Annotated in this window: 17 protein-coding genes; 5 read left to right on the forward strand and 12 right to left on the reverse strand. The window is 73.5% G+C overall.

Features of this window, described 5'->3' with window-relative positions:
• Positions 1-200: 200 nt before the first annotated feature.
• Both ACWC9T_RS01160 and purD read right to left on the reverse strand, forming a co-directional pair.
• Positions 201-1,784 carry a hypothetical protein gene (locus ACWC9T_RS01160; RefSeq protein ID WP_449818974.1) on the reverse strand — a complete coding sequence of 528 codons (1,584 nt, stop codon included), beginning with the start codon at positions 1,782-1,784 and terminating at the stop codon, positions 201-203.
• A gap of 585 nt (positions 1,785-2,369) precedes the next feature.
• On the reverse strand, positions 2,370-3,617 hold the full coding sequence (purD, locus tag ACWC9T_RS01165) for a phosphoribosylamine--glycine ligase (protein WP_449818975.1): 1,248 nt from the start codon (positions 3,615-3,617) through the stop codon (positions 2,370-2,372).
• A gap of 367 nt (positions 3,618-3,984) precedes the next feature.
• Here purD and ACWC9T_RS01170 point away from each other — a divergent pair, with 367 nt between their 5' ends.
• Positions 3,985-4,773, forward strand: a complete 789-nt coding sequence (locus tag ACWC9T_RS01170; protein WP_449818976.1) for an SLATT domain-containing protein — start codon at positions 3,985-3,987, stop codon at positions 4,771-4,773.
• Positions 4,774-4,816: 43 nt separating this feature from the next.
• On the opposite strand, the gene ACWC9T_RS01175 is transcribed toward ACWC9T_RS01170, so the two are convergent.
• The 3 genes from ACWC9T_RS01175 to ACWC9T_RS01185 all read right to left on the reverse strand — a co-directional run bounded on the left by ACWC9T_RS01175 (position 4,817) and on the right by ACWC9T_RS01185 (position 7,535).
• Positions 4,817-5,464 (reverse strand): hypothetical protein, encoded by a 648-nt coding sequence (locus tag ACWC9T_RS01175; RefSeq protein ID WP_449818977.1) that lies wholly within the window; start codon positions 5,462-5,464, stop codon positions 4,817-4,819.
• A 116-nt stretch (positions 5,465-5,580) separates the two neighbouring features.
• Positions 5,581-6,576, reverse strand: coding sequence for a GntR family transcriptional regulator (locus tag ACWC9T_RS01180; protein WP_449818978.1), 996 nt, complete (start codon positions 6,574-6,576; stop codon positions 5,581-5,583).
• A gap of 161 nt (positions 6,577-6,737) precedes the next feature.
• Complete coding sequence (locus ACWC9T_RS01185) at positions 6,738-7,535, reverse strand: carbon-nitrogen family hydrolase (RefSeq protein ID WP_449818979.1); 798 nt, start codon at positions 7,533-7,535, stop codon at positions 6,738-6,740.
• Positions 7,536-7,708: 173 nt separating this feature from the next.
• Between ACWC9T_RS01185 and ACWC9T_RS01190 the strand changes: the two genes are divergently transcribed.
• The gene (locus tag ACWC9T_RS01190) at positions 7,709-8,530 is read left to right on the forward strand and encodes a maleylpyruvate isomerase family mycothiol-dependent enzyme (protein WP_449818980.1); all 822 of its coding nucleotides are present in this window, start codon (positions 7,709-7,711) and stop codon (positions 8,528-8,530) included.
• A gap of 15 nt (positions 8,531-8,545) precedes the next feature.
• Here the strand turns inward: ACWC9T_RS01190 and ACWC9T_RS01195 are convergent, their stop codons facing one another.
• From ACWC9T_RS01195 to ACWC9T_RS01205, 3 genes are all read right to left on the reverse strand, one after another.
• Positions 8,546-9,886: an MFS transporter gene (locus ACWC9T_RS01195; RefSeq protein ID WP_449818981.1), complete on the reverse strand. Its 1,341-nt coding sequence runs from the start codon at positions 9,884-9,886 to the stop codon at positions 8,546-8,548.
• 60 nt (positions 9,887-9,946) lie between these two features.
• Positions 9,947-11,179: a M64 family metallopeptidase gene (locus ACWC9T_RS01200; RefSeq protein ID WP_449818982.1), complete on the reverse strand. Its 1,233-nt coding sequence runs from the start codon at positions 11,177-11,179 to the stop codon at positions 9,947-9,949.
• Between the two features lie 144 nt (positions 11,180-11,323).
• Positions 11,324-12,556 (reverse strand): benzoate/H(+) symporter BenE family transporter, encoded by a 1,233-nt coding sequence (locus ACWC9T_RS01205; RefSeq protein WP_449818983.1) that lies wholly within the window; start codon positions 12,554-12,556, stop codon positions 11,324-11,326.
• A gap of 205 nt (positions 12,557-12,761) precedes the next feature.
• On the opposite strand from ACWC9T_RS01205, the gene ACWC9T_RS01210 reads away from it, so the two are divergent.
• Complete coding sequence (locus ACWC9T_RS01210; RefSeq protein WP_449818984.1) at positions 12,762-13,664, forward strand: LPXTG cell wall anchor domain-containing protein; 903 nt, start codon at positions 12,762-12,764, stop codon at positions 13,662-13,664.
• Between the two features lie 82 nt (positions 13,665-13,746).
• On the opposite strand, the gene ACWC9T_RS01215 is transcribed toward ACWC9T_RS01210, so the two are convergent.
• From ACWC9T_RS01215 to pdhA, 3 genes are read right to left on the reverse strand one after another with little or no spacing between them, the layout of a single operon-like run.
• Positions 13,747-15,174 carry a dihydrolipoamide acetyltransferase family protein gene (locus ACWC9T_RS01215; RefSeq protein ID WP_449818985.1) on the reverse strand — a complete coding sequence of 476 codons (1,428 nt, stop codon included), beginning with the start codon at positions 15,172-15,174 and terminating at the stop codon, positions 13,747-13,749.
• A gap of 15 nt (positions 15,175-15,189) precedes the next feature.
• On the reverse strand, positions 15,190-16,164 hold the full coding sequence (locus tag ACWC9T_RS01220; protein ID WP_449818986.1) for an alpha-ketoacid dehydrogenase subunit beta: 975 nt from the start codon (positions 16,162-16,164) through the stop codon (positions 15,190-15,192).
• Positions 16,164-17,330 carry a pyruvate dehydrogenase (acetyl-transferring) E1 component subunit alpha gene (pdhA, locus tag ACWC9T_RS01225; RefSeq protein WP_449818987.1) on the reverse strand — a complete coding sequence of 389 codons (1,167 nt, stop codon included), beginning with the start codon at positions 17,328-17,330 and terminating at the stop codon, positions 16,164-16,166. The genes ACWC9T_RS01220 and pdhA overlap by 1 nt, the downstream gene beginning before the upstream one ends.
• A gap of 425 nt (positions 17,331-17,755) precedes the next feature.
• Between pdhA and ACWC9T_RS01230 the strand changes: the two genes are divergently transcribed.
• Positions 17,756-18,415 (forward strand): response regulator, encoded by a 660-nt coding sequence (locus tag ACWC9T_RS01230; protein WP_449818988.1) that lies wholly within the window; start codon positions 17,756-17,758, stop codon positions 18,413-18,415.
• Between the two features lie 65 nt (positions 18,416-18,480).
• Positions 18,481-19,569, forward strand: a complete 1,089-nt coding sequence (locus tag ACWC9T_RS01235) for a phosphotransferase (RefSeq protein WP_449818989.1) — start codon at positions 18,481-18,483, stop codon at positions 19,567-19,569.
• Between the two features lie 16 nt (positions 19,570-19,585).
• On the opposite strand, the gene ACWC9T_RS01240 is transcribed toward ACWC9T_RS01235, so the two are convergent.
• Positions 19,586-21,328: a protein kinase domain-containing protein gene (locus ACWC9T_RS01240; RefSeq protein ID WP_449818990.1), complete on the reverse strand. Its 1,743-nt coding sequence runs from the start codon at positions 21,326-21,328 to the stop codon at positions 19,586-19,588.
• Between the last annotated feature and the right edge of the window lie 51 nt (positions 21,329-21,379).

The following is a 21,379-nucleotide window of genomic DNA, read 5'->3' on the forward strand; positions in this document are numbered from 1 at the left end:
ATGCGCGTGCGGTCTAATACACCACACCGTGCTGGCGCTGCGTCACCCTACGGTAGCAATTGGTGTCGGGAATCTCGCGGGCCGTCCGGACCGGGCCTCCGGCCTGCGGAGACGGCCGGCGACCGGACCGGACAGGGGCGCGTGCCGGGGCGCCGAGCGCCCTCTGTGGCCGATGTGGCGTCAGAGGCGTTCACGGACCTTCAGAGGCGTACGGGCTTCTCCAGGCGGACCTCGGCCGCGTCCAGCCAGGCGCGCAGCGGACCGTCCTGGCCCTGCTCCACGGCCTGGGCGACCGGCCCGGCCAGGTCGGTGCGGCGGACCCCGCCGAGCAGCAGCACCGGGCCGTCCAGCCAGTCCAGGCCCGGGGCGCCGCCCGCGGTGTCCACGGCGGCGCAGGAGACCATCGCGGTGACGTGGTCGACCAGCAGGTCGCGGCCGGTGCGGTCGGGTTCGAGCAGCGGGGCCGGGGTGGTGGTGCGGGAGAGCTGGGCGGCGAGGGCGGCGGCCAGCTGCTCGCCGTCGCCCTCGGCGAGCCGGACCAGCAGACGGGTGAGGGTCGGGGCGCCGGGGCGGGACTGCGGGGCGAGCCGGTCCAGCGCGGACTGCAGGGCGGCCGCTCGGGCCCGCCAGCCGGCGTCCACCACCCCGGCCGGGTAGTCGGCCCACTCCAGCTCGTGCCAGGCTCCGGCCGCCGGGCGACCGAAGAACAGCTCGGCGGCGAGCCGGGAGACCGCCCGGTCCACCGCGCCGGGCTCCTCCAGCAGGTCGCAGGCGGGGCGGTCGCCGAGCCGGTTGCCGTAGCCGTCGGCCAGCCGGTCGCGACGGGACAGCTCGGTGAGCGCGGCGACCACGCCGGCGTTGAGGTGCGCGGGGTGGCGGCCGAGCCGCCAGGCGGGCAGCGCGACCCGGGTGAGCAGCCGGTCCCAGCCGGCGTACGCCAGGCCCACCTGTTCCTGGGCGGCGATCCGCAGACCGTAGTCGACCGCCCGGGCGTGCTCGGAGGCCCAGCTCGCGACGGACCGCTCCAGCTCGGCGGAGTGGCCCCGGCAGGCGGCCAGCAGGCGGCGGGTGATCCGCCGGGTGACCCGCTCGGCGAGCGCGGCCGGGGCGCGGCGGGGCGGCCGGGGCGGGACGGCCAGGATGCCGCCGCCGAGGCCCGGGGCCTCGCCCGCGCCGGAGTCCAGGCAGGCGTCCAGGCTGCGCAGGAAGCGGCGGGCGGCGGCGATCTCCGGGTCGGCGGAGGCGGCGGTGCCGGCCACCACGGGGGCGAGCAGGGCGCGCAGTTCACCGGACCGCATCCACCACAGGAACGGCGAGCCGATCACCAGCACCGGCGCGGGCGGCGCGGGGTGCGGCCGCAGCAGGCCGGGCCGCTTCACCGGCGGGAGGTCCTCCAGCCAGCTGTCGCAGTCCGGGGTGAGCGCGATCGCGGAGGGCGCGGGCACGTCCAGCCGGTCGGCGAGTTCGTCGATCAGCCGGTACAGCTCGGGGGCCTCGGCACGGGCGACCGGGACGGCCGGGGTCTGCGGCGGGACGGCCCGGCGGTAGGCGCGGGCGGTCAGCCCGGCCACCAGCAGGGTCAGGGCGGCGACCGCGCAGACCGCCCAGCGGGCGGCGTCCCAGCCGGCGGCGTCGGACGAGCCGGGCGCGCCGATCCGTCCGGTGAACCGGCCCGCGAGCAGGACCACGGCGACGGCGGCGGGCAGGACGGCAGCGGCCAGGGCCAGGCCTCGGACCCGCAGGACCGCCTGGGCGTGAGCGCGCGCGGTGTCGACTGCGGCCATACGGTGCGGCACCCCCTTCGGAGCCCTCGGGCGCCCGACTACGGGCCCTGAGCCGACTCGAAATGATCAGTTCCGACCGGGGTGCGGAGGCGTCCGATCCCCGGCAGTGCATGCTTTGTGGCGCTACTGACATTTTCGACGCCCCGGTCCGGGCGGGTGTTCCGGATCGACCCGGTTTCCACTCGTCCCGGTGACGTCGCCCGGATTCCGGACGCCTGCGACCGGTCCGGTGCGAAGCACCCGGGCGACCGCCGGGCCGAACGCCGTCCAGCATCCCCCCGCGGGCGCGCCGCTACCCGGCGGCGACCCCGGCGCACGGCCTCGTCGCACTGCGATCCAGCGCACCATAAGGCCAGGCGGCCGGTTACGTCAGCCGGATGCGGGTGCTGTCACCCGATGGGCTGGAATCCGGCCGCCGAACGGTGCGCCGCCCCCGGATTCACCCCCGTCCCGGAAACGCCGGGGGCACTGCGCCCATGGGGGTTGAATCGCCCCCTCCGGGGCTCGCCCGCCTCCGGGGGCGCTCGCACACGGCGCGGCCCCCGTGCGGGCGATTCGCACGGGGGCCGCAGGGGTACGGGTGCGCTACGCGGTGGCCGCCTTGAGCGCGATGTCGGTGCGGTGCTGGCTGCCCTTGAGGGAGATCCGGTCCACGGCGGCGTACGCGCGGGCGCGCGCCTGGGCCAGGTCGGCGCCGGTCGCGGTGACCGACAGGACGCGGCCGCCGGCGCTCAGCACCCGGCCGTCCTCGTCCACCTTCGTGCCGGCGTGCAGCACGAACGCGGTGCCGTCCGCCTCGGCCTCGGCCAGGCCCTCGATCGGGTCGCCGGTGCGCGGGGCGGCCGGGTAGCCCTCGGAGGCGATGACCACGGTGACGGCCGCGTCCTCGTCCCAGCGCAGCGGCTCCAGCTGGTCCAGGGTGCCGGTGGCGGAGGCCATCAGCAGGCCGGCCAGCGGGGTGCGCAGCCGGGCCAGCACGACCTGGGTCTCCGGGTCGCCGAAGCGGGCGTTGAACTCGATCACCCGGGTACCGCGCGAGGTGAGCGCCAGGCCCGCGTAGAGCAGGCCGGAGAACTCGGTGCCGCGCCGGCGCAGCTCGTCCACGGTCGGCTGCAGGACGGTCTCCAGAACCTCCTCGACCAGCCCGGCCGGCGCCCAGGGCAGCGGCGAGTAGGCGCCCATGCCACCGGTGTTGGGGCCCTCGTCGCCGTCCAGCGCGCGCTTGAAGTCCTGCGCGGGCTGCAACGGCAGCACGGTGGTGCCGTCGGTGATCGCGAACAGCGAGACCTCGGGGCCGTCCAGGTACTCCTCGATGACCACGCGCTCGCAGGCGGCGGCGTGCGCCAGCGCGGCCTCGCGGTCGGAGGTGACCACGACGCCCTTGCCGGCGGCCAGGCCGTCGTCCTTGACCACGTACGGCGCGCCGAACGCGTCGAGCGCCGCGGCGGCCTCCTCGGGGGTGGTGCAGACGTAGGAGCGGGCGGTGGGCACACCGGCCTCGGCCATCACGTCCTTGGCGAAGGCCTTGGAACCCTCCAGCTGCGCGGCGCCGGAGGAGGGACCGAACACCGGGATGCCGGCCGCGCGCAGCGGGTCGGCGACGCCGGCCACCAGCGGGGCCTCCGGGCCGACCACGACCAGGTCGGAGCCGAGGCGCCGGGCCAGCTCGGTGACCTGGGCGCCGTCGAGCTGGTCGACCGGGTGCACCGTCGCCACCTGGGCGATCCCGGCGTTGCCCGGGGCACAGTGCAACTCGGTCACGGAGGGATCTTGGGACAGGGAGCGGCACAGGGCGTGTTCGCGGGCGCCGCCGCCGATGACGAGGACCTTCACGCCTGGCAGCGTAGTCGGTGGCCTGTTCCGGCCGCTCTCCGGTCCCGTCGGATCCTCCAGGAGAAGAGGTCCGTACGCCGACGACACAGGAGGAACCTCCAAGCCCGGAGGGGCCGGATGTGCGGCGGGCGTCCGGGTCAGGACGGCGGGTCACCGGGGCCTCGCTCGGACGGGTGAAATCTCGCCGCCCCCCGCAACCCGCTCACCTCGGGTTCCGGGGGCCGAAACCGATAACGATCACCTTGGAAGCGTCCCCACGGTCAGCCATTTGGCGGTAAGAAGTGCTGTTGGACAACCACCGGCAGACGTCACGTCAGCCGGTGCGCCGCCAGACCCAGCCGCCCGCCCGCCACAGGGAGCCTCACAGGTGAGCCAGCCGGAAATGCAGCCCGAGGAGAGTGCCTGGGGCAAGGAGATCGGCGAGGAGGACCAGCCCACCGCCGCCGCCGTCGCCCGGCGGGCCTCCACCCGCCGCCGGACCGATCTGAGCACCCGACAGTTCCCGCTCGGGGACTGGGGCGAGCCCGCCGAGCGGCTGGAGGAGCTCTACCGCTGGTCCGAGGAGCGGGCGGTCGAGGCGATCGAGTGGTACCGCCGGGACCGGGTCTGGAAGCGCCGCTGGGCGCGACTGCTGCGCTTCGGCACGGCCGGTTTCGCGGTGGGCGGGGTGACCGCCCCGCTGGTGGACCTGACCGGCGCGGTCCCGCACGGCACCAGCTGGGGTTACGTGGGCCTGGCGCTCGCCGCCGCCTGTTACGGCACCGACCGGGTCTTCGGCCTCACCTCCGGCTGGATGCGAGACGTCTCCACCGCGCAGGCGCTGCAACGACGCCTGGAGGCCTTCCAGTTCGACTGGGCGTCGGAGTGCGTGCGCGAGGTGCTCGGCCCGACCGAGGGCACCGCCGGCGAGGCCGCCGAGCGCTGCCTGGGCGTGCTGCGACGGTTCTGCGAGGACGTCTCGGACATGGTCCGCACCGAGACCTCGGAGTGGATGCTGGAGTTCCGTGCCTCGATGACCCGGCTGCCCACCCAGGCCCCCGGGGCCTGGGGCGGGCGCACCGAGCCCGGGGTGGGCGCCCAGGTGCGGGTGCTGCCGCCGCCGGGGACCAGGCCCACCATGCCGCGCCAGCGGCCGCCGGAGGGCCCGCTGCGGTAGTCGGCGGGCGATCGCCGGCCGGGGTGGTCGCCGGACGGCGACGCTACGCGAAGACGATCATCGAGCCCTGGGCGAGGCTCCGGGTCGCCGCCGCGTACAGGCCCGACCAGGCGTGCCGCTCGCGGGCGAAGGGGTGCACGTCGTCGATCGGCGGCCCGAACGGCTGCTCCAGGCCGGTCGGGCCGAGCGGCCGGGTCGGGTCCGGCGGGTTGAGCGGGTCGATGCCCAGCGCCGGTGCCACGGCCTGCAGTTCGCGCAGCAGCCCGTGGCTGGAGCCGAGCGGACCGCCGGAGGCGAGCAGCGCGTCGTCCACCAGCGGGGTCGGGAACTCGACCGGCACGTACGCGCCGGCGTGGTCGAAGTGCCAGACCAGGTGCGACTGTTCGGCATTGCTCTCGAACATCTCCAGCAGCTGCTCGTAGTCGCCGCCGAGCGCGTCGACCGGAGTGATGTCCAGGCCGGTGAGGCCCAGCAGGTAGGCGCGGCGCAGGAAGTGCAGCGAGTCGTAGTCGAAGGCGGCTATCGGCTCGACCGCTCCGCTCAGCCCGGGGACGTACTGGTAGACCGGCACCTGGGGCAGCCCGCGGGAGGTCAGCACCGCGTTGTAGAGCGCGAGGTCGTCCCGGAAGGGGTTGTCGGGGCTGTGGCTCAGCACGTCCACCAGCGGGACGAGCCAGAGGTCGCAGGCCATGGCCGGCAGTTCCTCTCCGGACGGCGGGGATCGCCCGCGGGGCGGGGCGACGACGGGGGGCGGAGTCGGTACCCGGACGGCCCTTGCCCGGGCAGCGGGTTCGACGCCCGCCCACCCTACCGGCCCGGCGCGGTGTGCGGACCGGGCCGTCCCTGCTGAGCCTCGGGCGTCGGTTCGGACAGCCGCCGGCCGAACCGCCCGTGCGGTACCCAGCGCGGTTGCGGCACCAGCCCGAGGCCGAGGCCGAGCTCGCGGCCCAGCTCCCGGCCGACGTCCTCGCCCCGCCGGGGCCGCCCGGGCCGGGCCGTCCCGGGCTCCGCCGCGGGCTCCCCCGGGAGGTGCGGTGCGGGCGGCTCGGCCGGCGCCGGCTCCACCCCGGCGGCCTCGGTGAGCAGCCCCAGCACCGTCACCGACTCCAGCGGCCGCCCGGCCAGCTCGGCCAGCAGCCGGACGGTGAACAGGTTGTACTCGCAGATGATCCGGTGCGCGCCTTCGAGGTCGCGGGCCCCGATCGCCTCGACCAGGTCCAGGTGGCGGTCCCAGCAGACCCCGGCCAGGGTGGGCGTCTCCCGCAGGTAGGGCGCGGCGAACATCCAGGCCTGCACCCGCAGCCAGTCCAGGTAGTCCCCGATCCGGCGGTTGCCGAGCAGGGCGGAGACCTCCTGCCAGAACCGGCGGTCACAGCCCACCATCACGTCCAGGTTCCCGGCCCGGGCGGCCCGCACCGCCGAGTCGGCCCGGCGGCGCAGCGAGGGCAGCCGGGTGAGGTCGGGCAGCGCCCGGCGGGTGGAGAACTGGCGGTAGAAGCTGTCGGTGAGCAGCACCCTGGACTCGAAGATCTCCAGGAAGTCCTCCCAGCACAGCTCCGGCACCGTGAAGCCGCGGTGGTGCTCGGCCCGCAGCAGCCCCTGGGCGCCGAGGTCGACGAGCGCCTCGCGGGCCGGGGTCGCGGAGACGCCGTACAGCTCGGCGATCTCCTTGACGGTGAAGTTGCGGCCGGCCGCCAGCCGGCCGGCCATCATCTCCTCGCGCAGGGCGCCGGCGATCTGCTCGCGCAGGCTGTTGCGGTGGATGACGGGACGGGGGGTGCCGCTTGCGCCGCTGCCGGACATGCGCGCGACCTCCTCGGGCAGGCCGCCGTGCCGACCCGCGACGGACCGGCCGACGAGCGGCAGAAAACACGACGAGTGCTCATCTTCTCAAACCGGCCCGGGGCAGGTACGAACCAACCCTCCCCAACCCTCCGGCACTGCGGCTCCGGGGCGGGCCGGCGCTACCTCTGGACGGGCGCCGGGATGCCGAGCAGGCGGTCCCGCAGCACCGGGAAGTCCTCGCGCGCCTTGCCCACCTCGGCCGGGTCGAGCTCGATGGTCAGCACCTGCTCGCCGTCCCCCGCCTCGGCCAGCACCCGGCCCCACGGGTCCACCACGATGCTGTGCCCGGCCTGCTCGACCCCGGCGTGCGTCCCGGCGGTGTTGCAGGCCAGCACGAAGGCCTGCTCCTCCACCGCCCGGGCCCGGGCCAGCAGCGTCCAGTGCTCGCGCCGCCGGGCCGGCCAGGCCGCCGGGACCACCAGCAGCTGTGCGCCGGCGTCCAGCAGCGCCCGGAACAGCTCGGGGAAGCGCAGGTCGTAGCAGGTGGCAAGGCCCAGGGTGCCGAAGTCGGTGGGCGCGGTGACGATCTCCTGCCCGGCGCCCATCACCACCGCCTCGCCGCTGTCGAAGCCGAAGCGGTGGATCTTCCGGTAGGTGTGCACCAGCTCGCCGTCCGGGGCGAACAGCAGTGAGGTGTTGTAGATCGGCCCGTCCGGGTCCCGTTCGACGATCGAACCGGCGTGCAGCCAGACCCCGGCGGCCCGGGCGGCCGCCGCCATCGCGTCCGAGGTGGGCCCGTCCAGGGTCTCGGCACCCTCCGACCAGAGGTCGTAGGCGAAGCCGCCGAGCGGCCACAACTCCGGCAGCACCACCAGGTCGGCGCCCTGCTGCGCCCGTACCAGCGACGCGGCCCGGGCCCGCCGCTCGGCGGGCGGCTCGGCGTCGGAGACCGCGAGTTGGATCAATGAAGCGCGCACAGTACCACCGTCCACGGCAAGAGACCTACGATCGTCACCCGAAAGCGCTGCCCAGCTGTCTCCCGGCAGCGTAACGTGCGGTTAGCGTGTGCGCCCGGAAGCCGGACCATCCCGGCCGACCGCGACGGCCGGGCGCGGAGCGTAGGAAAGCTGACGGAGGGCCGGAGATTCCCGTGACGGACAACCAGACCGTGCAGGCTTACACCGAGGCATGGACGCAGAGCATCGAGTCCATATCGGAGCTGGTCACCCCCCTCCCCGAAGGATCCTGGAACCGGGCCACCGAGTGCCCGGGCTGGTCGGTCCGGGACATCGTGTCGCACGTGATCGCGGTCGAGTCCGAGCTGCTGGGCGACCCGCGCCCGATCCACTCGCTGCCGCGTGATCTTCGCCACGTGACCACCGAGTTCGCCCGCTACGTCGAACTGCCGGTCGACAAGCGCCGCTGCCACACCGCGCTGGAGATGACCAGCGAGCTGGAGTACACGATCATCCGCCGCTCCCGTGCGCTGCGGAACGCCAAGCAGACGCCTGACGATCTGGTCCGCTGGCCGGGCGGGCCGCTGGCCGGAGACGTCGCGTACCACGAGCTGCTGCGGCGGCGGGCCTTCGACGTCTGGGTGCACGAGCAGGACCTGCGCCGGGCCCTGGAGACCCCCGGCAACCTGGACTCCCCGGGCGCGCTGATCACCCGGGACGTCCTGCTGGAGCGGCTGCCCAAGGCCGTCGCCCACGGCGCCGGCGTCCCGGCCGGGACGACCATGGTGGTGGACGTCACCGGCCCGGTGGAGTTCCTGCGCACCGTCCGGGTGGACGCCGCCGGGCGCGGCACCGTGGACGAGTCGATCAGCCTGGCCCCCGACGTCCAGCTCACCATGGGCTGGGAGACCTACCTGCGGCTCGCCTGCGGGCGCGGCCGGCCCGGCCCGGTGAGCGTGGAGGGAGACAGGGATCTGGCCGAGCGGGTGCTGGCCAACTTCTCCGTCACCATCTGAGGCCCGCCGTACGGATCAGGACGCGGCTGCGACTTTCCGGCGCAGCCGCAGGATCATCGCGGTGCCCACCGCCAGCGGGACGTACTGCCAGCAGAACGCCCAGCGGAAGGCGGAGGCCGAGTACGCCCCGGCACCGTCCGGGGAGAGCGCGTCCAGCAGCACACCGACGCCGAACAGGGTGATCATCGTGCCGATGAAGCCGCCCATGTTGACGATCCCGGAGGCGGTGCCGAGCCGCTCCACCGGGTTGCGGGCGCGGGCGTAGTCCAGGCCGACCAGCGAGGCCGGGCCGTTGCTGCCCATCACCAGGATGATCCCGACCAGCAGCCAGGTCGGCGGGTGCCCGCCCGGCCAGGCCAGCACCAGCGCCCAGCCGAGCCCGGTGGCCGTGAGGACGCCGAACACGATCGGTATCCGGGCCCGGGCGGTGCGGGAGAGCACCCGGCCGAAGACAAAGCCGAAGCTCATGTTGGAGAGCACCAGCAGGGTCAGCAGCCCGCCGGCCGCGGCCCGGGACATGCCCTGCGCCTCCACCAGGTAGGGCAGGCCCCAGAGCAGGCCGAAGGTGTTTCCGGGGAACTGGGTGGTGAAGTGGATCCACAGGCCGAGCCTGGTGCCCGGCTCCTGCCAGCAGTCGAGGACCTGGCGGCCGATCCCGGCCCGCTCCCGCCGTTCGACCGGCCGGACCGGCTGCTCCTGCGCGGGCGCGTCCTTGAGGAACAGCGCGACCAGCACGAACACCGCCACCCCGAGCAGCGCGATCGCGGTGAAGGTGGGCGTCCAGCCCTCGCTGTGCAGCGCCTGGGCGAGCACCACGGTGGTGACCAGGTTGCCGCCCATCCCGGCCAGGCCGGTCAGCTGGGCGACGAACGGGTTCTTCGCCGCCGGGAACCAGCGGGCGGCGATCCGCAGCACACTGATGAAGGTCATCGCGTCGCCGCAGCCGAGCACCGCCCGGGAGGCCAGCGCGGGGGCGAAGGAGGAGCTGAACGCGAAGGCCAGCTGGCCGGTGCTGAGCAGCAGCACGCCGAGCAGCAGCACCCGTCGCGGCCCGAACCGGTCGACCAGCAGGCCGACCGGGACCTGCATGGCCGCGTAGACCAGCACCTGGAGGATCGAGAAGGTGGACAGCGCCGAGGCGCCGATGCCGAAGCGCTCGGCGGCGTCCAGTCCGGCCACGCCGAGGCTGGTGCGGTGGATGACTGCCAGGATGTAGACGCTGACGCCGACGGACCAGGCCAGCCAGGCCGCGCGTCCGCCGGGCGGCGTGGGCGCGGTGGCGGCCGGGGGCTCGACGGTGGATCGGGGAGCGGGGACGGACAGGGACGGGGCTGAACGAGCTGGCTCCACGGTCATAGTTCGTCCAGATTAGTCATCCCATGATTGGACGCCCAGTCTGGGGTGAGGAACGACCCCTCAGCCGGTCACCGTCCAGGACACCGACCTGGTCATGTAGCGGGCCCGGAAGGCCTCGTCCCGCACCCAGTCCGTGGTGTCGCGGACGGTCGCGGTCACGGTGGCCGTCCGGCCCGGGGCCAGGTCCAGCTGCGCGGTGTCCAGCCGGGCGCCGTCCGCGGCCTGCGACGTCACCGGGACGCCGTCCACCTTCCACTCCACCGTCAGCTGGCGGGTGCCGGTCAGCGGCAGCGGCCGGACGTCCAGCCGGGGGCGCCCGGCCACCTCCCCGGGCGGCGGCGAGGGGGCGTCGGTCGGCCGGACCCTGCGGTAGAGCTCCTCGATGATCGCCTCGCGCGAGGGCAGGTTGTAGGAGCTGCCCAGGGTGCGCATCACCGAGTCGGGGGTGGGCCGGTAGAGGCCGTTGGCGTTGCGGTACGCCCCGATGGTCCCGGCGCCGTCCGGGGACTCGGCGCCCAGCCAGCGCCACCACTTGGTCTGCTTCTTGCGCATGTCGTCGGCGTTGACGGTGGAGAGGTTCGGGTAGTCGGCGTCCTCCGGGGCGCTGTCGTACTCGTCCCCGAGGTCCCCCACGGTGTGCCCGATCTCGTGCTGGATGATCCGCCCGGCGTCCGGGCTGCCCCCGGCCAGGGTGGTCACCCCGGTGCCCCCGGCGCCGCCGTACTCGGCGGAGTTGGCCAGCGCTATCAGGTACTGCGGCCCGGCGCCGTCCCCCGCGTACCGGGCGGTGGCGGACTCGTCGGCGCACAGCAGCCGGGCCGTGCCCTCGCACCAGAAGTGCATCCCGAGCGGGGTGGCGGGATTGCGGCCGTGGCTCTCGGTCTCGGCTATCCCGGAGACCGGGGAGACCACCTCGACCCGCCTTATGTTGAAGAACCCCTGGTAGGTGCGGAACGGCTCGATGTCCATCAGCGCGCGCCAGGCCTTGTCGGCCTGCTGCCGGAACAGCTCCTGCTCGTCTCCGGTGTAGCCGTCGCCGAGCAGGACCAGGGTGATCCGGTTGGCCGGGTCCCCGGTGCGACGTATGTCGAAGGTCGGGGCGGCCGCGGGTATCCGCTGGTCGGCGCGGAGCGCGGTGTGCGGCGGCACCGCCCGGTCGACGGGTGCGTCCGCCCCGATCACACCGAACGGCGAGGGGCCGACCAGCTCCAGGGCGGCGGGGAGTACGGCGGTGGACACCAGCACGAGCGCGGCCAGACTCCGGACGAGACGGCCTGGGGTGCCAGAAGGCATACGGGTTCGTCCTCGGGGCTCCGGTCACCCGGCGTCGCCCGGGTGGTGGAGCGGAGACGTACCCGGACCGGCGTGTCGCCCCAACCGGCCGAAGAAAATGTCACCGACATGGCCGAACGATTCCTGTCGTCCAAGCCATACCAATCAATTTCGGGAACGCTTCCCCAGGTCCAGCACCAGGTGCGTCCCGAGCCCGAACAGCAGCCCCCAGAAGGCCGAGCCGATGCCGAACAGGCTCATCCCCGAGGCGCTCGCCAGGAAGGTCACCACCGCCGCGTCCCGCCCGCGCTCCTCGGCCACCGCCGCCGCCAGGCTGCCCTGCAGCGAGGCCAGCAGCGCGACCCCGGCGATCACCGCGATCAGCTCCTTCGGCAGGCCGGTGAACAGGCTCACCAGCACCCCGCCGAAGCTGCCCACCAGCACGTACAGCGCGCCCGAGGACATCCCCGCGACGTACCGGCGGCGCGGGTCCGGGTGGGCCTCCGGGCCCGAGCAGATCGCCGCCGTGATCGCCGCCAGGTTCACCCCGGGCGAGCCGAAGGGCGCCATCAGCATCGACATCGCGCCGGTCGAGCCGATCAGCAGCCGGTCGTCCGCCCGGTAGCCGAAGGCCCGCATCACCCCGAGGCCCGGCGCGTTCTGCGAGGCCAGCGTGACGATGGTGAGCGGCAGCAGCAGCCCCACCAGGGCCGACCAGGAGAAGGCCGGCACGGTCAGCACCGGCACGGTCGGCCCGCCCGAGCCCAGGTGCAGCGGCAGCCCGACGGTGAGCGCCGCCAGCACCCCGCCGACCAGCAGCGCGACCGGGACCGCGTACCGGGGCGCGAACCGCTTGGCCAGCAGGAAGGCCGCGAAGCTGCCCACCACCAGCACCGGCGCGCTGTGCACGGCGCCGAAGATCCCGGCGCCGAAGGAGAACAGGATGCCCGCCAGCATCGCGTTCACGATCCCCACCGGTACCGCCGCGATCAGCCGGCCGAACCAGCCGGTCACCCCGAACAGCGCCACCACCGCGGCGCTCACCAGGAACGCCCCGACCGCCTCCCGGTACGGGTAGTCGCCCAGGCTGGTCACCAGCAGCGCGGCTCCCGGGGTGGACCAGGCGGTGATCACCGGCGTGCGGGTCCACCAGCTGAGCGCGAAGCCGCTCACCCCGCTGCCGATCGCCACCGCCCAGATCCAGGACGCGGTGTGCACCGGGTCCAGCCGCCCGGCGGCCGCCGCCGCGAGCACCACCACCAGCGGCCCCGAGAAGGACACCGCGACGCACACCAGTCCCGCCAGCAGCGCCGGCCCCGACACGTCCCGCCGCAGCGACCGACGTTCCCCACCCCCGACCGCCGCCTTCTCCGGTCGGACCGCCAGTTCATCCGTCATTCCGGCAGTATCCCGAAACCCCGCCGAAGACTCCCGAAAAAACTTTTCAACCCACCTGCAACCCCCGGCGGGGATGGACGTCTATCAGGGTGAAGGCACGGAGAGCGAGGCCGGCAGAGCCGGGGGGCGCTCCCGCTCACGAGGAGCGGGGCCGGTCGTCTTCACCCACCACACCGTCAGACACATGACCCTGGGGAGTCACGTCATGCGCACGTCCGCTATCACCCGTTTTGCGAAGAACGACCGTACCTTCTCCGGCCGCCGCCTCGCCGCCCTCGCCGCCACCGTCGTCCTCGCCGGCGGCGTCCAGATCCTCGCCACCGACACCGCCTGGGCCTGCTCCGGCCCGTACCAGGCGAACAACCCGACCATCTCCAAGGAGGCCCAGGCCCGCCACCACAACGGGACCCCCGTCAGCGGCTTCATCGACCCCGACACGGCGGCCTCGCTCCAGGTCGGCGGCAGCGCCGAGATCGGCGTGGAGTTCGCCAACTTCACCGGAGCCGACTACGAGGACGCCGCGCCGAGCCTCACCCTGCGGGACGGCAGCGGCGCGAACCTCCACCTCAAGGACGTGACGGTCGAGGCCATGCACAACGGCGCCTGGGTGAAGCTCGGCACCGACGACGGTTGCGGCGGCGAGGCCGTCCGGGTCGACACCTCCTCGCTGCTCCAGCCGCTGAAGGACGGCCGCGCGAGCCGGATGATGTTCCGGGTCAGCCTGGCGGCCGGGGCCCCGAAGGACCTCACCTCGCTCTCGATCACCACCTCGGCCTGGGCCGAGGTCAGTGGCACCGGCAAGTCGGCGACCAGGAGCGTCAAGGTCGTCCACCCGAAGACTGCCGAGGCGAAGCCGACCTCCGCCGCCAAGCCCGCACCCGCCAAGCCGGCCAAGCCCGCCGCCGACAAGACCGAGGCCGCGCCCGCCGCCGACAAGACCGAGGCCGCGCCCGCCACCCCGGCCACCACCGCCCCCGAGGGCACCCCCGAGCTGGCCCACACCGGCGCCTCCGAGAACAACACCTTCCTCGCCGTCTCCGCCGCCGCGCTGCTCGCGCTCGGCGCCGGCGTCCTGATCGCCGTCCGCCGCCTCCGTCCCCAGGGGTAGTCGACGGGCGGGCACAACGAAGGGGCCCTCCCTCCGTACGGCGGTACGGAGGGAGGGCCCCTTCTTCACTTCCGGCGAACCGTCAGCCCCAGGTGATCAGGCGCTTCGGGTGCTCCAGCAGCGCGGCCACGTCGGCCAGCACCTTGGAGCCCAACTCGCCGTCCACCAGCCGGTGGTCGAAGGAGAGCGCGAGCGTGGTGACCTGACGCGGGACGACCTTGCCCTTGTGCACCCACGGGAGCTCCCGGACCGCGCCGAAGGCGAGGATGGCCGCCTCGCCCCGGTTGAGGATCGGGGTGCCGGTGTCGACGCCGAAGACGCCGACGTTGGTGATGGTGACCGTGCCGCCCTGCATGTCGGCCGGCGAGGTCTTGCCCTGGCGGGCCGTCTCCACCAGCTCGCCGAGCGCGACGGCCAGGCCGGAGAGGGTCCGGGACCCGGCGTCCTTGATGTTCGGGACGATCAGGCCGCGCGGGGTGGCCGCGGCGATGCCGAGGTTCACCTGGCCCTTGATCACGATCTCCTGGGCCGCCTCGTCCCACTGGGCGTTGATCTCCGGGTGGCGCTTGATCGCGGTGAGCAGCGCCTTGGCGACCAGCAGCAGCGGGCTGACCCGGACGTCCCGGCCCAGTTCGCCGCTCTCCTTGAGCCGGCGGACGAACTTCATCGTGCGGGTCACGTCGACCTGGACGAACTCGGTGACGTGCGGGGCGGTGAAGGCCGAGGCCACCATCGCCTGCGCGGTCGCCTTGCGGACACCCTTGATCGGCACCCGGACGTCGCCCGCGCCGGGGACCAGCACCGGCGCCTCGACGACGGCGGCCGTCTCGACCGCGGCGGCCTCGACCGTCTCGACGGCCGGAGCCGCCAGGGCCGCGGCGCGGGCGTGCACGTCCTCGCGGGTGATCACGCCGTCCGGGCCGGTCGGGGTGACGGCCCGCAGGTCGACGCCGAGGTCCTTGGCCAGCTTGCGCACCGGCGGCTTGGCCAACGGCCGCTCACCGACCGGCACTTCGGCCACCGGGGCGGGCGCGGCCGGAGCCGGGGCGACCGGGGCCGCGGGCGCGGCCGGAGTCGGCTTCGGCGCGGCGACCGTCTTGGTGGTGGTCGTCCGCCGGGCCCGGCGCTGGGTGACGCCGGTGCGCGGGCCGTACCCGACCAGCACCTCGCGGCGCTCGGGCTCGGCCTCGGCGGTCGGTGCCTCCGCAGCGGCGGCGGGCGCTGGCGCGGCGGCCGGAGCGGCCCCCGCCTCGCCGGCCACCGCGACCGAGATGATCACGGTGCCGACGTCGACCGTCGCACCCTCGGGGAAGAAGAGCTGCTCGACGACCCCGTTGAACGGGATCGGCAGCTCCACTGCCGCCTTGGCGGTCTCGACCTCGCAGACGACCTGCCCGTCGGTGACGGTGTCACCGGGCTTGACGTACCAGCTGAGGATCTCGGCCTCGGTGAGGCCCTCGCCCACGTCGGGCATCTTGAACTCGCGGAGCGAGCGAACTTCGGTGGTCATCTTCGCTCCCCGGTATCAGTACGCGAGCGCGCGGTCGACGGCGTCGAGCACGCGGTCCAGGTCGGGCAGGTAGGCCTCCTCGACCCGGGACGGCGGGTACGGCGCGTAGTAGCCGCCGACCCGCAGGACCGGTGCCTCCAGGTGGTAGAAGCACCGCTCCGTGAGCCGGGCGGCCAGCTCGGCGCCCATGCCCAGGAAGACCGGTGCCTCGTGCACCACGACGGCCCGTCCGGTGCGCTTGACCGACTCCTCCAGCGTGGTGAAGTCCACCGGGGAGAGCGAGCGCAGGTCGACGACCTCCAGCCGGCGGCCGTCCTCCTCGGCGGCCGCGGCGGCCTCCAGGCAGACCTTGACCATCGGGCCGTACGCGATCAGCGTCGCGTCGGTGCCGGGGCGGACGATCCGGGCGTCGTGCAGCCCCAGGTCGGCGGCGGCGCCGACCTCGCCCTTGTCCCAGTAACGCCGCTTGGGCTCCAGGAAGATGACCGGATCGTCCGACTCGATGGCCTGCCGCAGCATCCAGTGCGCGTCGTGCGCGCTGGCCGGGGTGACCACCCGCAGACCGGCGGTGTGCGCGAAGTACGCCTCGTGCGACTCGCTGTGGTGCTCGACCGCGCCGATACCACCCGCGTAGGGGATGCGGACGGTGACCGGCAGCTTGACGTGGCCCAGCGCACGGGCGTGCATCTTGGCCAGCTGGGAGACGATCTGGTCGAAGGCCGGGTAGACGAATCCGTCGAACTGGATCTCCACGACCGGGCGGTAGCCGCGCAGCGCGAGGCCGATCGCGGTGCCCATGATGCCGGACTCGGCCAGCGGGGTGTCGATCACCCGGCTCTCGCCGAAGTCCTTCTGCAGGCCGTCGGTGATCCGGAAGACGCCGCCGAGCTTGCCGATGTCCTCGCCCATCAGGACGGTCTTCGGGTCGTTCTCCAGCGACTTGCGCAGCGCGTCGTTGAGCGCCTTGGCGATGCTCAGCTGACCGGCCATCAGTGGTTCTCCCCCGCCTCGAAGGAGGCCGCGTACTCGATGTATTCGGCCCGTTCCTCATCGACCAGCGCGTGCGGCTCGCTGTACACGTGGTCGAAGATCAGCGTCGGGTCCGGGTCCGGCATGTTGCGCACGCCCTCGCGCACCCGCAGGCCCAGCTGCTCGCTCTCGGCGTCGACGGCGGCGAAGAACTCCTCGTCCGCGAGGCCCTCCTTCTCCAGGAGGGTGCGCAGCCGCAGGATCGGGTCCTTCGCCTTCCAGGCCTCGGTCTCCTCGGCGAGCCGGTAGCGGGTGGGGTCGTCGGAGGTGGTGTGCGCGCCCATCCGGTAGGTGAAGGCCTCGATCAGCACCGGGCCGTTGCCGCTGCGGGCGTAGTCGAGCGCCCAGCGGGTGACCGCGAGGCAGGCCAGCACGTCGTTGCCGTCCACCCGCACGCCCGGGAAGCCGAAGCCGGAGGCGCGGCGGTAGAGCGGGATCTTGGTCTGGGTGGTGGTGGGCTCGGAGATCGCCCACTGGTTGTTCTGGCAGAAGAACACCACCGGCGCGTTGTAGACCGAGGCGAAGGTGAAGGCCTCGTTGACGTCGCCCTGGCTGGAGGCGCCGTCGCCGAAGTACGCGATCACCGCGTCGTCGGCGCCGTCCTTGGTGATGCCCATCGCGTAACCGGTGGCGTGCAGGGCCTGCGCGCCGATCACGATGGTGTACAGGTGGAAGTTCTTCTCGTTCGGGTCCCAGCCGCCGTGGTTCACGCCGCGGAACATCCCGAGCAGGTTCAGCGGGTCGACGTCGCGGCACCAGGCCACACCGTGCTCGCGGTAGGTGGGGAAGGCGTAGTCGCCGGTGCGCATGGCGCGGCCGGAGCCGACCTGGGCGGCTTCCTGACCGAGCAGCGAGGCCCACAGGCCCAGCTCGCCCTGGCGCTGGAGGGCGGTCGCCTCGCCGTCGAACCGGCGCACCAGCACCAGGTCGCGGTAGAGGGAGCGCAGCTCCTCCGGAGTGGTGGTGAGGGGGTAGTCCGGGTGCTCGACCCGCTCGCCTTCCGGGGTGAGCAGCTGCACGAGCTCCGGCTGGGCGTCCGTACCCGTGGCGCGGAGGGTGCCAGGGACGTCGGGGGCCGCCTTCTTGCGAGCCCTCGCCGTACTTTTGGCCGTGCTTTTGACGGTCACGTTCACTCCTCGGTCTGTCCGGCCGCCCGGGGTCGCCGGTGACCGGTCCGGTCACCGCCTCGCGGGGCGCGCGTGGGTGTGCGCACCTACTGCGTGGCAGGTGGTGATCCTGTTCCGACGGCGTCCCTCACGAGAACGTTACCCAGCGTCCGCCCTTGGCGCGCTTGCGCTAGGACGTCCTACTTGTTCAGGGCCTACAACCCCGAGGGTGCCGCGCCCGGCTCGCCGTCGAAAGGGTGGGGGTGACGGTCGGCGTGACGCAGCTCTCAATTCGAGCGCCTTCAGGACACCAGCGCACGTTATCCGGGCGGACGCCCGTACGTAAGGGGGTTCTCGGTATCGGTTTCGGCGACTGTGGCCGGATCACGTCATTACGCCGATGAGAACGATAGTCCCTATGTAGGGTGATATGGGAGGTTTTGGGCGTGATTGATAACGGACAAATCAGAGTGTTCCTGCTCGACGATCACGAGGTCGTCCGACGGGGCGTGCACGATCTGCTCTCGGTCGAGGACGACATCGAGGTGGTCGGCGAGGGCGGCACGGCCGCCGAGGCGCTCACCCGGATCCCGGCGCTCCACCCCGACGTCGCGGTGCTCGACGTGCGGCTGCCGGACGGCAACGGGGTCGAGGTCTGCCGCGAGATCCGGTCCCGGCTGCCGGAGATCGAGTGCCTGATGCTGACCTCCTTCTCGGACGACGAGGCGCTGTTCGACTCGATCATGGCGGGTGCCTCCGGTTACGTCCTGAAGGCGATCCGCGGCACCGACCTGATCACCGCCGTCCGGAACGTCGCGGCCGGCCGCTCGCTGCTCGACCCGGTCGCCACCAGCCGGGTGCTCGCGCGGCTGCGCGACGGCGGCGGGAAGGAGGACGAGCGGCTGACGCAACTCACCAAGCAGGAGCGGCGGATCCTCGATCTGATCGGCGAGGGGATGACCAATCGTCAGATCGGCAACGAGTTGCACCTGGCCGAGAAGACGGTGAAGAACTACGTCTCCAGTCTGCTCGCCAAGATGGGCATGGAGCGGCGCACCCAGGCGGCGGCCTTCGTGGCGCGGCACCAGGCCGACCACCAGTACTGATCCGACCGCTGCACATACCTGACGGTTTGTCAAGGGCACCTACCGGGGGGCCATAACCTCTGCACGTGACTTTCAGCCAGACCCTCGCCTGCGCCCCGGCCCGCCCCGACCTCACCGCCCCGCCGATAGGGACCCTCAGTCCACCCGTCCCGCGCAGCGCACTCGCCGAGGTCCTGGCCCGCTACCGGGTGGGGCGGCTGCTGACCGCCGAACCGGTCGCCGAAGGCCTGCTGAACCGGGGCTACCGGGTCACCACCGAGGCTGGTTCCTACTTCCTGAAGTGCTACGTCGACGCCGCCACCGCCAACCGCCCGAAGATCCTCGCCCACCACCGCGCGATGACCGACCTGCACGCCCTCGGACTGCCCGTCGCACCCCCGCTGACCTGCTCCGAACGCGTCGGCACGGTGGCTGGCCTGGACGGCCGGCTGTTCGCGCTCTTCCCCTGGGTCGATGGCCGACACCAGCACGGCACGGAGCTCCCCCCGTCGCAGTGCGACGCGCTCGGCGCGCTGCTCGGCCGACTGCACGGCGCGCTCGACGACGCCTGCGCTCCCCTCGACCAACCCGCCGGGTACCGCAGCGCCGACCCCCTCGACAGCGCGGAACTCGCCCGCGACCTGCAACGCCGCGCCCGCGAGCACCGCCCGTACGGCGAACTGGACGCACTGGTCGAAGAACGGCTCGACGAACGGCTGGAACTGCTCGCCGAACACGCCCACCGCCGCCCCGACCCGCGCACCGCCCCTCCCACCGGCTGGACCCACGGCGACTTCCACGGCCTCAACCTGCTGTACGCCGACGGGCACGTCACGGCCGTCCTGGACTGGGACAAGCTCGGCCCGCAGCCACGCGCGGAGGAGGCCGTCCGCGCCGCCACCCTGCTGTTCAACGACCGGGACACCGGCACCCTCGACCTGGTCCGGGTCCGCTGCTACTCACAGGCCTACCGGGCCTCCGGGGCCGCCACCGCCGGGCACCTGGCCGCAGCCGTCCACCGGGTCTGGTGGGAGCGGCTGAACGACTTCTGGATACTGCAGTGGCGCTACCAGCGGGCCGACCACCGGGCCGACCCGCTCTACCCCGCCTCGGCGGGCCAGTTGGCGTGGTGGTGCCAGGAGTACGAGCAGGTCCTGGACGCCTTCGCCAACTGAGCCCGTCAGCCGAGGGTCATTGGGGCGGCGGCGGCGGCGTGACGCCGCCGGTCGGCTTCGAGGTCGGCACCGGGTTCGAGGTGGCCGTGCTACCGCCACCACCCGAGCTCGGCGTTGGCGCCGCGGTCCCCCCGCCGGTCGCCGAGGAGGTGGCCGTCGGGGTGTGGGTCACGGTCGACGTCGGCGTCGAGGTCGCCGTCGGGGTCGACGTGTGCCTGCCCGAACTCGGCGACGGCGACACGTTGTTGTTGCCGCCGTTCCCGGTGTAGCCGCCGTTGTCGGTCTGCTGCGTCGGCCGCCGGCTGCCGGAGACGGACGGCGGCAGGGTCGGCTGGCCGCTCTGGGTCGGCGTGGTCGCCTCGGTGGTGCTGACCACCGAGGCGGGCGCGGTCGGCGTGATCGTCTTGCCGGTGTTGTCGTTGCCACCGCTGAGCGCGAAGGCGATCCCGGCGCCGGCCGCGAGCAGCACGGCGATGCCGCCGACCACCCAGCCCCAGGGCCCGCGCCGCCGTCCGCCGCCGTGCTCGACGTCGCCGCCGTCACCGCCACCGCCGTACGGGCCGCCAGCCCCCTGATGGGGCGAGGAGGGGGCGTGCGGGCCGCCCGCCGAGTACGGCAGCACGGAGGTCTGGTCGCCCGCGCCGACCGTGCCGAAGGCCTGGGTGGCCAGCGTCTGGTCCGGCCGGATCACCTGGGTGGCGCCGGTGTCGCCCGGCAGCCCGTCGGCCGCGCCGACCCAGCCGGCCCCGGCCGCGCCGTGCATCTCGCGCAGCGCGTGCTGCACGTGGGCGCGGAACTCGTCGGCGTCCTGGAAGCGGTCGTCCGGGTTCTTGGCGAGCGAGCGCAGCACCAGCGGGTCCAGCCCGACCGGCACCCGGCTGTTGGCCTGCGAGGGCGGCACCGGCAGGTCCTGGACGTGCTGGTAGACCACCGAGAGCGGGGTGTCGCCGGTGAACGGCGGGCGCAACGTGAGCAGCTCGTAGAGCATGCAGCCGGCCGCGTACAGGTCGGAACGGTGGTCGACCGCCTTGCCGAGCGCCTGCTCGGGCGACAGGTACTGCGGGGTGCCCATGACCATGCCGGTCTGGGTCATCGTGGTGGCCCCTCCGGTCAGCGCCCGGGCGATGCCGAAGTCCATCACCTTGACCGCGCCGCTGTTCGTGATGATCACGTTGGCGGGCTTGATGTCGCGGTGGACGATCCCGTTCCGGTGGCTGTAGGCGAGCGCCTCCAGCACCCCGGCGATGATGATCAGCGCCTGGTCGACCGGCGGCGCCTCCTCGTCCACCAGCAGCTCGCGGACGGTCCGGCCCTCGACCAGCTCCATCACGATGTACGGCGTGGACTCGTCCCCGACGTACTCCTCGCCGGTGTCGTAGACCGAGACGATCGAGTGGTGGTTCAGCGCCGCGACGGCGTGCGCCTCGCGGGTGAACCGCAGCCGGGCGACGTCGTCCTGGGCGAGCTCGCCGCGCAGCAGCTTGACCGCGACGGTGCGGCCCAGCCGCACGTCCTCGGCGGCGAAGACCTCGGCCATGCCGCCGCGGCCGAGCCGGTGGGTCAGCCGGTAGCGGCCGTCGCCGACCGTGCCCAGCGGGGCAGCGGTACCACGGCCCGGGGTCTGCGGCCCGCTCCGGCCGAACGGCGGCAGCGCGGAGGTCGCGGCGTCGTTGCCCGGCTCGGGGATCCTCGGCGTCCCGCCGGTCTGTCCGTCCCCTCGGGCACCCGCGTCGTCGTCCGGCTGCTGCGTCTGTGCCATCGCTCCTCGCCCCGGGCGTTCGCTCGGAATCGCGGTGCCCTGTCGCTTACG

This window comes from Kitasatospora sp. NPDC001159 (assembly GCF_053598235.1).

Bases quoted from the DNA above. Each gene is read 5' to 3' on its own strand.
- ACWC9T_RS01220 (WP_449818986.1), bottom strand. From the start codon at position 16,164: ATGGCCGGTCAGCTGAGCATCGCCAAGGCGCTCAACGACGCGCTGCGC.
- ACWC9T_RS01240 (WP_449818990.1), bottom strand. From the start codon at position 21,328: ATGGCACAGACGCAGCAGCCGGACGACGACGCGGGTGCCCGAGGGGAC.
- ACWC9T_RS01200 (WP_449818982.1), bottom strand. From the start codon at position 11,179: ATGCCTTCTGGCACCCCAGGCCGTCTCGTCCGGAGTCTGGCCGCGCTC.
- ACWC9T_RS01180 (WP_449818978.1), bottom strand. From the start codon at position 6,576: ATGTCCGGCAGCGGCGCAAGCGGCACCCCCCGTCCCGTCATCCACCGC.
- ACWC9T_RS01175 (WP_449818977.1), bottom strand. From the start codon at position 5,464: ATGGCCTGCGACCTCTGGCTCGTCCCGCTGGTGGACGTGCTGAGCCAC.
- ACWC9T_RS01205 (WP_449818983.1), bottom strand. From the start codon at position 12,556: ATGACGGATGAACTGGCGGTCCGACCGGAGAAGGCGGCGGTCGGGGGT.
- ACWC9T_RS01210 (WP_449818984.1), top strand. From the start codon at position 12,762: ATGCGCACGTCCGCTATCACCCGTTTTGCGAAGAACGACCGTACCTTC.
- ACWC9T_RS01215 (WP_449818985.1), bottom strand. From the start codon at position 15,174: ATGACCACCGAAGTTCGCTCGCTCCGCGAGTTCAAGATGCCCGACGTG.
- ACWC9T_RS01195 (WP_449818981.1), bottom strand. From the start codon at position 9,886: ATGACCGTGGAGCCAGCTCGTTCAGCCCCGTCCCTGTCCGTCCCCGCT.
- ACWC9T_RS01160 (WP_449818974.1), bottom strand. From the start codon at position 1,784: ATGGCCGCAGTCGACACCGCGCGCGCTCACGCCCAGGCGGTCCTGCGG.